Genomic DNA, 13,299 nt, shown 5'->3' with positions numbered 1-13,299 from the left:
AGCCTGGCATGGCTGCGCAACAGGCCCTTGTCACTCGGCGATCAGCCAGTCCATACGGAAGCTGCCGGCCGTTTGCGCCAGCTCCTTGGCCAACCACGGCAACAACTCGCGCAGCTCCTCTTCCAGACCCCACGGCGGGTTGGCGATAGCCAGGCCCGAGCCATTGAGACCCTGGGGGCTGTCCTGATGATGGACATACAACTCGACCCGCAGCAGCTTGGGCGCCCCGGTGCTGGTGAGGTCTTGATAGAACCGCGTGAGCGATCGCTGATCCTTGATCGGGTACCAGATCGCAGCGACGGTCTGGCGCATGCGGCCGATCGCCTCTTTCATCGCCACGGTGCAGCGCTTGAGCTCATCGGCCTGCTCGAAAGGCGGGTCGATCAACATCACCGCGCGCTTCTCCTGCACCGGCAGCAATGCCCGAGGCACGTGCCAGCCCTCGCCCAGGTGCACGACCACCCGTGGGTCCTTCTTCATGTTTTCCTTGAGCAGCGGGCCGTCTTCGGGGTGCTTCTCGTTGAGCAGCGCCCGATCCTGCTGACGCATCAGGCGCCGCGCCAGCTCCGGGGATCCGGGGTAATAGCGCAGCTCGCCGTCCGGATTCAGGCGTTTGATGATTCGCAGGTAGTCAGCGGTGACGGCCGGCAGGTCTTCGCGATTCCACAGTCGGGCGACACCTTCGAGGTACTCACCGGTGCGGGTCGCCTGGTCGCCCTGCAAATCATACAGACCGAGGCCGGCATGGGTATCGATGTAGGCGAACGGCTGCTCCTTGCGCGACATCAGGGCGATGAGGCGAGTCAGCACGATGTGCTTGAGGACGTCGGCGTGATTGCCGGCGTGGAAGGCGTGACGATAGTTCATGGCAACTCCTGCGGGGGCGACAAGTTTACCTTGTCAGGCAGGCGGAGTCAGGCCTGGCTGTCGATCGGCGCATGCTGCACTCGCGGTCAAGCCCGCCCCCAGGCAACTGGAGCCTGTGGGAACGGGCTTGCCGCGAACAAAGCAGCTGTCCTAACGCAGGATCACTTCTCGGCGTGATACGCCGCGTCGGCTTTCTCGAAGCGCGATACCATGCTGCCGGTCGGGGCACCCAGCTTGCTCACCACTACGATGGCGATGCTGGCGAACAGGAAGCCCGGGATGATTTCGTACAGACCCAGCCCAACATAGTTCTTCCACAGAATCACCGTCAGGGCGCCGACCACGATACCGGCCAGTGCGCCGTTGCGGGTCATGCCCTTCCACAGCACGGAGATCAGCACGACCGGACCGAAAGCGGCACCGAAACCTGCCCATGCGTAGGCCACCAGGCCCAGTACGCGGTTTTCCGGATTGGCGGCCATGGCGATGGCGATCAGAGCCACAGCCAGCACCATCAGGCGGCCGACCCAGACCAGTTCACGCTGGGAAGCATTCTTGCGCAGGAAGGATTTGTAGAAATCTTCGGTCAGCGCGCTGGAGCACACCAGCAGCTGGCAGCTCAGGGTACTCATCACCGCAGCCAGGATGGCCGACAGCAAGACACCCGCGATCCAGGGGTTGAACAGGATCTTGGCCAGCTCGATGAACACACGCTCATGGTTCTCGGTGACGGGACCTGCGACCTCAGGGTGAGCCGAGAAGTAGGCGATACCGAAGAAACCGACGGCGCAGGTACCGGCCAGGCACAGGATCATCCAGGTCATGGAGATGCGACGGGCCTTGGCGATCGACTTGACCGAGTCGGCGGCCATGAAACGCGCCAGGATGTGAGGCTGGCCGAAGTAGCCAAGGCCCCAGCCCATCAGCGAGATGATGCCGATGAAGGTCGCGCCGCGGAACATGTCGAAGTTGGCAGGGTTCTGCGCTTCGATGGCCAGGAAGGTGGTGTCAAAGCCACCCGTGGAGATCAGCACGATGATCGGAGTGAGGATCAGCGCGAAGATCATCAGCGAAGCCTGTACGGTGTCGGTCCAGCTGACCGCCAGGAAGCCACCGACGAAGGTGTAGGCGATAGTAGCGGCCGCGCCGGCCCACAGGGCGGTCTCGTAAGGCATGCCGAAGGTGCTTTCGAACAGGCGGGCACCGGCAACGATGCCGGAGGCGCAGTAGATGGTGAAGAACACCAGGATGACGATCGCCGAGATGACCCGCAGCAGACCGCTGTTGTCTTCGAAACGGCTGGAGAAGTAGTCCGGCAGGGTCAGGGCATCGCCATTGAACTCGGTCTGCACACGCAGGCGACCGGCGACGAACAGCCAGTTGAGGTAGGCGCCGACGGTCAGGCCGATGGCGATCCAGGCTTCGGAAAGACCCGCGAAATAGATAGCGCCCGGCAGGCCCATCAGCAGCCAGCCGCTCATGTCGGAGGCGCCGGCGGAAAGCGCGGTGACCACGCTACCAAGGCTGCGACCGCCCAGGATGTAGTCGGAGAGGTTCTTGGTGGAGCGATAGGCGGCGAAGCCGATCAGCACCATTGCCGCAATGTAGATCACGAAGGTGATCGTGAGTGGATTGCCCATGGTTGTGCCCTGGCGTTGTTTTTATGTTTTGCGACCGCCGGCAAGGCGGTTGCACCTAGGCGGCGCATCCTATGCAACAACACGAACGAGGTGCAACCATTTTTCATTTGCAAGTTGCACCTACACCTGCATTTTCAGACAAAACCGCTTCTTTGCACCTTTTTGTTTCAAAAACCGGGTTTTTCATAAGAAAAAGCACCAAGAAAGTACATTTTCCTGCCACCCATGGAGCCGTCGGACGAGTTGCACCTACGCCGATCAAAAAACGGGTTGCACCCGGTTGCACCCGGATTGCCCTACAGCTAATCTTGCCGCCAGCTTAGGCCACATCCGTGGCAATAACGAGGATAAGAAATGGCGACGACCACCCTTGGGGTCAAACTCGACGACCCGACCCGTGAGCGACTCAAAGCAGCTGCGCAGTCCATCGACCGCACGCCGCACTGGTTGATCAAGCAAGCGATCTTCAACTATCTGGAGAAGCTCGAGGGTGGCGCCACCCTGAACGAACTCAACGGCCATGCCGCCAGCCTCGGCGACGATGCCGGCGACGTCCAGCCCGACCACAGCCACCAGTGCTTCCTCGAATTCGCTGAAAGCATCTTGCCGCAATCGGTCCTGCGCTCGGCCATCACTGCCGCCTACCGTCGCCCGGAACCTGAAGTTGTGCCGATGCTGCTGGAGCAGGCGCGTCTCTCCACCGAGCAGGCCGAGGCCACCAACAAGCTGGCGGCCGGCATCGCCGAGAAACTGCGCAACCAGAAGAGCGCCAGCGGCCGCGCCGGCATCGTCCAGGGCCTGCTGCAAGAATTCTCCCTGTCGTCCCAGGAAGGCGTGGCGCTGATGTGCCTGGCCGAGGCGCTATTGCGCATCCCGGACAAAGGCACCCGTGACGCCCTGATCCGTGACAAGATCAGCACCGGCAACTGGCAGCCGCACCTGGGCAACAGTCCGTCGCTGTTCGTCAATGCCGCCACCTGGGGCCTGCTGCTGACCGGCAAGCTGGTCTCCACCCACAACGAATCCGGCCTGACCTCCTCGCTCACCCGCATCATCGGCAAGAGCGGCGAACCGATGATCCGCAAGGGCGTCGACATGGCCATGCGCCTGATGGGCGAACAGTTCGTCACCGGCGAGACCATCGCCGAGGCCCTGGCCAACGCCAGCAAGTTCGAAGCCAAGGGCTTCCGTTACTCCTACGACATGCTCGGCGAGGCCGCCCTGACCGAGCACGACGCCCAGAAGTACCTGGCCTCCTATGAGCAGGCGATTCACTCGATCGGCAAAGCCTCCCACGGCCGTGGCATCTATGAAGGCCCGGGCATCTCCATCAAGCTCTCCGCCCTGCACCCGCGCTACAGCCGCGCCCAGTACGAGCGCGTGATGGAGGAGCTGTACCCGCGCCTGCTGTCGTTGACTCAACTGGCCAAGCAGTACGACATCGGCCTGAACATCGACGCCGAGGAAGCCGACCGCCTGGAGCTGTCCCTGGACCTGCTCGAGCGCCTGTGCTTCGAGCCATCGCTGGCTGGCTGGAACGGCATCGGCTTCGTCATCCAGGCCTACCAGAAGCGCTGCCCGTACGTGATCGACTACGTCATCGACCTGGCCAAGCGCAGCCGCCACCGCCTGATGATCCGTCTGGTCAAGGGCGCCTACTGGGATAGCGAGATCAAGCGCGCCCAGGTCGAGGGCCTGGAAGGCTATCCGGTCTACACCCGCAAGGTGTACACCGACGTCTCCTACATCGCCTGCGCTCGCAAGCTGCTGTCGGTACCGGAAGCCATCTATCCACAATTCGCCACCCACAACGCCCACACCCTTTCGGCCATCTACCACATTGCCGGCCAGAACTACTACCCAGGCCAGTACGAGTTCCAGTGCCTGCACGGCATGGGCGAACCGCTGTACGAGCAGGTGGTGGGCAAGGTCTCCGAAGGCAAGCTGAATCGTCCATGCCGCGTGTACGCCCCGGTCGGCACCCACGAAACCCTGCTGGCCTACCTGGTCCGTCGTCTGCTGGAAAACGGTGCGAACACCTCGTTCGTCAACCGCATCGCCGACCACTCGATCTCGATCCAGGAACTGGTCGCCGATCCGGTCGCCAGCATCGAGCGCATGGGCACCCAGGAGGGCAGCATCGGCCTGCCGCATCCGCGCATTCCTATGCCGCGTGAACTGTATGGCAGCGAGCGGGCCAACTCGGCCGGCATCGACATGGCCAACGAACACCGCCTGGCGTCGCTGTCCTGCGCACTGCTGGCCACTGCCCACAATGACTGGAAAGCGGCCCCGCTGCTGGCCTGCGCCGCCAGCGAGCAACCTGCCGTGCAAGTGCTCAACCCGGCCGACCACCGCGATGTCGTCGGTCACGTGCAGGAAGCCACTGTCGAGGACGTCGACAATGCCATCCAGTGCGCACTCAACGCCGCTCCGATCTGGCAGGCCACGCCGCCAGCCGAACGCGCCGCGATCCTCGAACGCGCCGCCGACCTGATGGAAGCCGATATCCAGCCGCTGATGGGCCTGCTGGTGCGCGAAGCCGGCAAGACCTACGCCAACGCCATCGCCGAAGTGCGCGAAGCGGTGGACTTCCTGCGCTACTACGCGGTGCAGGCACGCAACGATTTCAGCAATGACAGCTGCCGCCCGCTTGGGCCGGTGGTGTGCATCAGTCCGTGGAACTTCCCGCTGGCGATCTTCTCCGGCCAGGTCGCCGCGGCCCTGGCCGCCGGCAACCCGGTCCTGGCCAAGCCTGCCGAACAGACCCCGCTGGTCGCCGCCCAGGCTGTGCGCCTGCTGCTGGAAGCCGGTATCCCTGAAGGCGTGCTGCAACTGCTGCCAGGCCGCGGCGAAACCGTCGGTGCCGGACTGGTCGGTGACGAGCGCGTCAAAGGCGTGATGTTCACCGGTTCCACCGAAGTCGCTCGCCTGCTGCAACGCAACATTGCTGGCCGTCTGGATAACCAAGGCCGTCCGATTCCGCTGATCGCCGAGACCGGCGGCCAGAACGCCATGATCGTCGACTCCTCGGCCCTGACCGAGCAGGTGGTCATTGACGTGGTGTCCTCCGCGTTCGACAGCGCCGGCCAGCGCTGCTCGGCACTGCGTGTGCTGTGCCTGCAGGAAGACTCCGCCGACCGCGTGATCGAGATGCTCAAGGGCGCCATGGCCGAAAGCCGCCTGGGCAACCCGGAACGTCTGTCCGTGGACATCGGCCCGGTCATCGACGCCGAAGCCAAGGCAGGCATCGAGAAGCACATCCAGGGCATGCGCGACAAAGGTCGTACGGTCTACCAGGTCGCCATCGCCGAAGGTGAAGAGATCAAGCGCGGCACCTTCGTGATGCCGACCCTGATCGAGCTCGAAAGCTTCGACGAACTCAAGCGTGAGATCTTCGGCCCGGTCCTGCACTTGGTGCGCTACAACCGCAAGGACCTCGACCAGCTGATCGAGCAGATCAACGCCTCCGGCTACGGCCTGACCCTGGGCGTGCACACCCGCATCGACGAGACCATCGCCAAGGTGGTGGACAACGTCAATGCCGGCAACATGTACGTCAACCGCAACATCGTCGGCGCCGTGGTCGGCGTCCAGCCGTTCGGTGGCGAAGGCCTGTCCGGCACTGGCCCGAAAGCCGGCGGTCCGCTCTACCTGTACCGCCTGCTGTCGACCCGCCCGGCCGACGCCATCGCCCGCCACTTCCAGCGTGTCGACGGCGAAGGCAAGGTCGATACTGTCCTGCGCGACCAACTGATCAAGCCGCTGCACACCCTCAAGACCTGGGCTGCCAGCAGCCAGCTGGGTGAGCTGGCCAGCCTGTGCGACCAGTTCGCCGCCCAGTCCCAGAGCGGTATCAGCCGCGTGCTGCCCGGCCCGACCGGCGAGCGCAACACCTATACCGTGTTGCCACGTGAGCACGTGCTCTGCCTGGCCGACAACGATGCCGACCTGCTGGCCCAACTGGCTGCCGTACTGGCCGTGGGCAGCTCGGCGGTATGGGCCGACGCAGAGCCCGGCAAGAGCCTGCGTGCCCGCCTGCCGAAGGAGCTGCAGGCCAAGGTCAAGCTGGTGGCCGACTGGCAGAAGGACGACGTCGCCTTCGATGCCGTCATCCACCACGGCGACTCTGACCAGCTGCGCGGCGTGTGCGAGCAAGTGGCCAAGCGCGCCGGCGCCATCGTCGGCGTCCATGGTCTCTCCAGCGGCGACCACCAGATCGCTCTGGAGCGTCTGGTAATCGAGCGCGCCGTGAGCGTCAACACCGCAGCAGCAGGTGGCAACGCCAGCCTCATGACCATCGGCTGATCCAACGCGGTAAACGAAAAAGGAGAGCTTCGGCTCTCCTTTTTTATGTTTACAACGCCAGATTCCCGCTCACCCAATCAGATGGACACCTGGTTTCTACCGAAGAACCAGAGCGTCCAGATTTTGAACAGCTCACACGCCAGCACGATCAAAAAGAACATCAGTGGATGTGCTGACGCTTGATAGCCCTCGTACAGATAGAAGATCGAAACAGAGGGAATGAAAAAGAGCAGCCTGAGCGGTAGTTGCAACCCCACCAGCCATTTCACGGCATTGCGCTGAGTGAAAAACAGCGCACAACTGATGCCCACTGACACCAGCAGGCCCAAGCGCAAGGCAAAAAGCACCGCGGTCGCCGTACCTTCGTCGCTGGCGATCACAGGAATCCGCAACACGTCGGAAACGAATGGAATCCTGCCGCTGGCGATCGCTTTGAATATGTAGTCGATTAACAACAGGGCATCGAACATGCCCCAGCACCACCAGCTGATCCGTCTGCTGTTCACAACAAAATTCACCTTTTGACGATTCAGGCCGCACGTTATTTCTTCCACCGACCAAGGGCGAGGCTGCCATAATGACCTCGCACCGCTCAAGTCAGGCAACATAGCCTGCCTGGGCCTGCAAGAGGGGGTGGTTCTAGGGGGAGCCACCGCGCACCGGAGGTTCCCGCATGTTCGATTCCAATGCCTTGCTACGCCAGCGCTTTGCCGCGCTGCGCAGTTCGGCCGAGGTGTTTTCCCTGCGCCATGTGAAGCAGTCGCACCAGAGTCTGTCGGTGCGTCGCAATGTGGCCGAGCCACCATTCTTCAGCCAGGACGAAGGCGCCATGCTCACCGTGCGCGTCAAGGGCGTGGAAGCCTACGCTGCCACCGCCGACGTGTCCCAAGCCGGTCTGCAACGCGCCCTCGAACAGGCCGAGGCGCTGGCTCGCACGATCGCCGCCTACAGTCTGCTGGACCTGAGCGGGCAACCGGTGGCCAGCGAGCGCCATGACCATGTTTCGCCCCACTTCGAACATCCCCTGCCTAGCCTTGCCGAGTGCCTCGAGCTGCTCACCGCCGAGTCGGCCAGCGTGCCCAAGGACAGCCGCCTGGTTGATTGGCAGGCGAGCCTGGGCATCAGCCTTGTCGAGCAGACCTACCTCAATTCTGCAGGCGCCGAGCTGCGCCATGCCCAACGTTTCCTGTTCCCGGGCCTGGGCGTGACCGCAAGCGATGGCCAGGACAGCCAGAGCCGCAGCCTAGGCAGGGAGAACTTCGGCCAGCAAGGCGGCTTCGAGGTGATCGAACGCTGTGGCCTGGTCGGTGCGGCCAGGCGCATCGCCGACGAGGCCCTGCAATTGCTGCTCGCGCCCAATACCCCCAGCGGCCCGCGCGACCTACTGCTGATGCCAGACCAGATGATGCTGCAGATCCACGAGTCCATCGGCCACCCGCTGGAGATGGACCGTATCCTGGGCGACGAACGAAACTACGCCGGCACCAGCTTCGTCAAGGCAAGCGACTTTGGTCACCTGCAATACGGCTCGAAGCTGCTCAACGTGACCTTCGACCCGACTATCGCCGAAGAGCTGGCCAGCTACAGCTTCGACGACGACGGCACTGCGGCGAGCAAGCAGTTCCTGATCCGCGACGGCCTGCTGCTGCGCCCGCTGGGCGGCGCCTTGTCGCAGTACCGCTCGGGACTGGATGGCGTGGCCAACAGCCGGGCCTGTGGCTGGAATCGCGCGCCGATCGATCGCATGGCCAACCTCAACATCGAGCCGGGCGACCAGTCGTTGGCGCAGCTGATCGGTAGTATCGAGCATGGCATCCTCATGCGCACCAACCGCTCCTGGTCCATCGACGACGCACGCAACAAGTTCCAGTTCGGCTGCGAGTGGGGCCAACTGATCGAAAACGGCGAACTCAAAGGCGTAGTGAAGAACCCCAACTACCGCGGCATCTCCGCGCAGTTCTGGGGCAATCTCGCCGCCGTCGGCGATCGCAGCACGTTCCAGGTACTGGGCACGCCAAACTGCGGCAAGGGCGAACCCAACCAGGTGGTACGGGTTGGCCATGCCTCGCCGGCATGCGTGTTCCGCCAGATCGACGTATTCGGAGGAGACGCTTGATGAGCGCCACGCCCCAGCAACGCTTCGAGGACCTGACAGGCGCCCTGCGCGACGCACTCCAGGCTGGCGAGCAGTTCACCCTCGGCTACAGTGCCGAGCATTCACAGTTCATCCGCTTCAACCATGCCCGCGTGCGCCAGGCCGGCGAAGTCGCCCAGGCCAGCGCGCACTTGCGCCTGATCCGCGACGGGCGCCAGGCCGAGCAGCACTTCACGCTGGGCGACGATCCACAGCTGGACCGCCAGCGCCTGCGCGACGCGCTGGCCCAGCTGCGTCAGATCCTGCCGCTGCTGCCTGTCGACCCTTACCTGCGTCTTGATGAAAGCGCCTGGCACAGCCACAACCTGCAGGCAGCGGCGCTGCCGGACTGCGCCGATGTTCTTGGACTGATCGAGCGTGAAGCCGGCGATCTGGACCTGGTCGGTATCTATGCCGCAGGCCCCATCTGCCGGGGGTTCGCCAGCTCCTTCGGGGCCTTTGGCTGGCATCAGGCCAACAGTTTCAACTTCGACTGGAGCCTGTTCCACGCCAATGGCCAGGCGGTCAAGGCCAATTATGCAGGTCAGGTCTGGGACAGTGCGGCCCTGGTGGCGCGCCTGCGCCAGGCCCGCGAGCAACTGGATTTCCTTGGCCGCCCGGCAATCATCCTCAAGCCTGGCAGCTACCGCGCCTACCTGGCCCCGGCGGCGATGGACGAGATTGCCGGCATGCTCTGCTGGGGTGGTTTTTCCGCGCAGGCTCTGGCCACAGGCAACAGCGCGCTGCAGCGCCTGTACACCGGCGATGCCAGCCTCAGTCCGCAGGTCGGTTTCGATGAACAGGTCAGCGGCTCGCTTAGCCCGCCCTTCTCCGACGAAGGCTCGCCGCGCCAGGACGTGCGCCTGATCCACGAAGGCCGCGCACACGCGCGCTTGGTCAGCGCGCGCAGCGCTGCGGAGTTCGACCTGCAGGCCAACGGTGCCGACAGCTTCGAGTCGCCCTGTGCACTGAGCCTGGCTCCGGGGCATCTACCTTCGGCGCAGGTCCTCGAGCGACTCGGCACGGGCCTGTATATCAGCAATCTCTGGTACCTGAACTACTCGGACCTGCCCGCCGCCCGCATGACCGGCCTGACCCGTTTCGCCACCTTCTGGGTGCAGGACGGTTGCATCCAGGGGCCGGTCGGCACCATGCGCTTCGATGACAGCCTGTACAACCTGCTGGGCAGTCAGTTGGAAGACCTGACGCGTGAGCGAGAGCTGATCCTGTCGACCAGTACCTACGGCCAGCGCAGCACCGGGTCGAGTCATTTGCCGGGAGCGCTGGTCAAAGCCCTGACCCTCACCCTGTAATGGGTCTGTGCTGGCTGCTTCACAGGGCTCCTACAGGACGATAACCCTGTGGAGGCGGGCCAGCACGATCAAGCAGCAAAGCCGAGGTATTCATGCCCGAACGCGCCCCGCTGGACCCCGTCACCGCCCGCTGGATCCCCTGGGTGGTGGCCATCGCCTTCTTCATGCAGTCCCTGGACGGCACCATCCTCAACACCGCCCTGCCGGCCATGGCCCGCTCCCTGGCCGAAGACCCGCTGCGCATGCAGGGTGTGATCATCGCCTACATGCTCACGGTGGCCCTGTTGATTCCCGCTTCAGGCTGGATCGCCGACCGCTTCGGCACCAAGCGCATTTTCTTCAGCGCCATCCTGCTCTTCAGCCTGGGCTCGCTGCTCTGCGCCATGGCCAACAGCCTCACGTTCCTGATCCTGGCCCGGGTCATCCAGGGCCTGGGCGGTGCGTTGATGCTGCCGGTCGGGCGACTGGTAGTGCTGCGCGCCTACCCGCGTTCGGAGCTGGTGCGGATCATGAGCTTCATCACCATCCCCGGCCTGCTTGGCCCGCTGCTGGGACCGACCCTGGGCGGCTGGCTGGTGGAGATCCTCACCTGGCACTGGATCTTTTTGCTCAACCTGCCCGTCGGTGCACTGGGCTGCTATGCGGTATGGAAGTTCATCCCTGATCTGCGCGGCGCCGAGCGCACTACCTTCGACGGCCCGGGGTTCATCCTGTTCGGCGCCGCGATGGTGCTGATCACCATCGCCATGGAAGGCTTGGGTGAGCTGCACCTGCCGCACTTGCGGGTGATGTTGCTGCTGTTCGCCGGCATGGCCTGCCTGGCCGCCTATTGGCTGCGCGCCGGGCGCGATCCGCAGCCGCTGTTCTCGCCGGGCCTGTTCCGGGTGCGCACCTTCGCCATCGGCATCCTCGGCAACCTCTTCGCCCGCCTGGGCAGCGGCGCTCTGCCGTTTCTGGTGCCGTTGCTACTGCAGGTGGCGCTGGGCTATTCGCCCGCCGAGGCCGGCATGAGCATGATCCCTCTGGCCGCCGCGGCGATGCTCGCCAAGTCCATCGCACGGCCGCTGATCGAACGCTTCGGCTATCGCATCATCCTCACCGGCAATACCCTGTTGCTTGGCCTGCTGCTGGCCAGTCTGGGACTGGTGGACGCAGACACGCCGTATGCCCTGCTGCTGGCGCAACTGGCCCTGCTCGGCGCCGTGAACTCCATGCAGTTCACCGCCATGAACACCGTGACCCTGATCGACCTGGACGACGCCAGCGCCAGCAGCGGCAACAGCCTGTTGTCGGTGGTCGCGCAGCTGTCCTTGAGCCTGGGGGTGGCCTGTGCCGGCGCCTTGCTTGGCGGCTTTACCGCCGCGGGCAGCGCAGAGGGGGTGGAAAGCACCCTGGGCGCCTTCCAGCTGACCTTCTTGACCATCGGCTTGATGGCCATGCTGGCCGCAGCGATCTTCCTGCAGTTGTCGCCGACAGACGGAAGGCGTGCCCGTCGTCAGGAAGCGCACATGGAGTCGTAGGGCGAATGGCCACGAGGCTGGTAGACTGTGCGGCATTTTTCGCTTCGCAACGCAGGCCCGCCTCGTGACCACCGACTCCACCGCCTTTGCCACTCTGCCGCTGTCCGCCGCCATGCTGGCCAACCTGGACGCCCTCGGCTACGCCTCGATGACGCCGATCCAGGCCCAGAGCCTGCCGTTCATCCTCAAGGGCCAGGACCTGATCGCCCAGGCCAAGACCGGCAGCGGCAAGACCGCCGCCTTCGGCATCGGCCTGCTCAACCCGATCAATCCGCGCTACTTCGGCTGCCAGGCCCTGGTACTGTGCCCGACCCGCGAGCTGGCCGACCAGGTGGCCAAGGAGCTGCGTCGCCTGGCCCGTGCCGAAGACAACATCAAGATCCTCACCCTGTGCGGCGGCGTTTCGCTGGGCCCGCAGATCGCCTCCCTGGAGCATGGCGCACACATCATCGTCGGCACCCCAGGGCGCATCCAGCAGCACCTGGACAAGGGCACTTTGGTGCTCGATGGGCTCAATACCCTGGTGCTGGATGAAGCCGACCGCATGCTCGACATGGGTTTCTTCGACGCCATCGCCAGCATCATCGGCAAGACCCCTTCGCGCCGCCAGACGCTGCTGTTCTCGGCCACCTACCCGGCCGGCATCGAGCAGTTGGCCGCCGAGTTCATGCGCAAGCCACAGCAAGTCAAGGTCGAAAGCCTGCACGCCGACAACCAGATCGAACAGCACTTCATCGAGATCGACCCGCAGCAACGCCTGGAAGCCGTCACACGAGTGCTCGGCCACTTCCGCCCGCAGTCGTGCGTGGCGTTCTGCTTCACCAAGCAGCAGTGCGAGGACGTGGTAGCCCACCTCACCGCCAAGGGCATCGTCGCCCAGGCCCTGCATGGCGACCTGGAGCAACGCGACCGCGACCAGGTGCTGACAATGTTCGCCAACCGCAGCAGCTCGGTGCTGGTGGCCACTGACGTGGCGGCCCGTGGCCTGGACATCGACGGTCTGGACATGGTGATCAACGTCGAGCTGGCGCGTGATCCGGAGATTCACGTACACCGCGTCGGCCGCACCGGTCGCGCTGGCGAAAAAGGCATCGCCATCAGCCTGGTCGCGCCTGCCGAGGGCCACCGCGCACAGGCCATCGAGGACCTGCAGAAGCGCCCGCTGCGCTGGGAGCAGCTCGACAACCTCAAACACAAAGGGGGTGAGCCTTTGCTGCCAGCGATGACCACCTTGTGCATCGCCGCAGGCCGCAAGGACAAACTGCGCCCAGGCGATATTCTCGGCGCGCTGACCGGCGACGCAGGGATCCCCGGTAAACAGGTGGGCAAAATCGCCATCTTCGACTTCCAGGCCTTCGTGGCGGTGGAGCGCGCTGTGGCCAAACAAGCCATGCAGCGCCTGAACAGCGGCAAGATCAAGGGTCGGTCCCTGAAAGTCCGCATCATCTAAAGATCTGCACGACTCTGTGGAAGCGGGTTTACCCGCGAAGGCGGCAGTGAGTCCACCATCGCATTGC

General features: G+C 64.2%; 8 protein-coding genes. 5 read left to right on the top strand and 3 right to left on the bottom strand.

Going from position 1 to position 13,299, the window contains the following annotated elements; all coding sequences use genetic code 11:
- Window positions 1–30: 30 nt before the first annotated feature.
- Both DQ397_RS18715 and putP read right to left on the bottom strand, forming a co-directional pair.
- A complete protein-coding gene (locus DQ397_RS18715) occupies window positions 31–867 on the bottom strand; it encodes a 23S rRNA (adenine(2030)-N(6))-methyltransferase RlmJ (protein ID WP_043207307.1) in 837 nt (278 codons plus the stop codon).
- Between the two features lie 161 nt (window positions 868–1,028).
- Window positions 1,029–2,507, bottom strand: a complete 1,479-nt coding sequence (gene putP, locus DQ397_RS18710) for a sodium/proline symporter PutP (RefSeq protein WP_043207301.1) — start codon at window positions 2,505–2,507, stop codon at window positions 1,029–1,031.
- Window positions 2,508–2,861: 354 nt separating this feature from the next.
- On the opposite strand from putP, the gene putA reads away from it, so the two are divergent.
- Window positions 2,862–6,815, top strand: a complete 3,954-nt coding sequence (putA, locus tag DQ397_RS18705; protein WP_043207299.1) for a trifunctional transcriptional regulator/proline dehydrogenase/L-glutamate gamma-semialdehyde dehydrogenase — start codon at window positions 2,862–2,864, stop codon at window positions 6,813–6,815.
- A 77-nt stretch (window positions 6,816–6,892) separates the two neighbouring features.
- Here putA and DQ397_RS18700 read toward each other — a convergent pair whose 3' ends face one another.
- Entirely contained in the window at window positions 6,893–7,285 is a 393-nt protein-coding gene (locus DQ397_RS18700; protein WP_052352384.1) for a hypothetical protein, read from the bottom strand.
- Between the two features lie 203 nt (window positions 7,286–7,488).
- Between DQ397_RS18700 and DQ397_RS18695 the strand changes: the two genes are divergently transcribed.
- The 4 genes from DQ397_RS18695 (at window position 7,489) to dbpA (ending at window position 13,232) form a co-directional block, all read left to right on the top strand.
- Window positions 7,489–8,931, top strand: a complete 1,443-nt coding sequence (locus DQ397_RS18695; protein WP_043207297.1) for a TldD/PmbA family protein — start codon at window positions 7,489–7,491, stop codon at window positions 8,929–8,931.
- Window positions 8,931–10,262, top strand: a complete 1,332-nt coding sequence (locus DQ397_RS18690; protein WP_043207295.1) for a TldD/PmbA family protein — start codon at window positions 8,931–8,933, stop codon at window positions 10,260–10,262. Before DQ397_RS18695 ends, DQ397_RS18690 begins: the two co-directional genes overlap by 1 nt.
- 92 nt (window positions 10,263–10,354) lie before the next feature.
- Window positions 10,355–11,782, top strand: a complete 1,428-nt coding sequence (mdtD, locus tag DQ397_RS18685; protein ID WP_043207291.1) for a multidrug transporter subunit MdtD — start codon at window positions 10,355–10,357, stop codon at window positions 11,780–11,782.
- 112 nt (window positions 11,783–11,894) lie between these two features.
- Window positions 11,895–13,232, top strand: coding sequence for an ATP-dependent RNA helicase DbpA (gene dbpA / locus DQ397_RS18680; RefSeq protein ID WP_238556595.1), 1,338 nt, complete (start codon window positions 11,895–11,897; stop codon window positions 13,230–13,232).
- The last annotated feature ends 67 nt before the right edge of the window (window positions 13,233–13,299 follow it).

It is taken from the genome of Pseudomonas sp. CK-NBRI-02, from assembly GCF_008124495.1.
Taxonomy (GTDB): Bacteria; Pseudomonadota; Gammaproteobacteria; order Pseudomonadales; family Pseudomonadaceae; genus Aquipseudomonas; species Aquipseudomonas guariconensis.
Note: the sequence above shows the minus strand (reverse complement) of the source record. Positions and strands in the feature narration are given on the sequence as shown.

What these genes read in the sequence shown, in the direction of transcription:
- dbpA (WP_238556595.1), top strand. Translation starts at nt 11,895, where the DNA reads ATGCTGGCCAACCTGGACGCCCTCGGCTACGCCTCGATGACGCCGATC.
- mdtD (WP_043207291.1), top strand. Translation starts at nt 10,355, where the DNA reads ATGCCCGAACGCGCCCCGCTGGACCCCGTCACCGCCCGCTGGATCCCC.
- putP (WP_043207301.1), bottom strand. Translation starts at nt 2,507, where the DNA reads ATGGGCAATCCACTCACGATCACCTTCGTGATCTACATTGCGGCAATG.
- DQ397_RS18690 (WP_043207295.1), top strand. Translation starts at nt 8,931, where the DNA reads ATGAGCGCCACGCCCCAGCAACGCTTCGAGGACCTGACAGGCGCCCTG.
- DQ397_RS18695 (WP_043207297.1), top strand. Translation starts at nt 7,489, where the DNA reads ATGTTCGATTCCAATGCCTTGCTACGCCAGCGCTTTGCCGCGCTGCGC.
- DQ397_RS18700 (WP_052352384.1), bottom strand. Translation starts at nt 7,285, where the DNA reads ATGTTCGATGCCCTGTTGTTAATCGACTACATATTCAAAGCGATCGCC.
- putA (WP_043207299.1), top strand. Translation starts at nt 2,862, where the DNA reads ATGGCGACGACCACCCTTGGGGTCAAACTCGACGACCCGACCCGTGAG.
- DQ397_RS18715 (WP_043207307.1), bottom strand. Translation starts at nt 867, where the DNA reads ATGAACTATCGTCACGCCTTCCACGCCGGCAATCACGCCGACGTCCTC.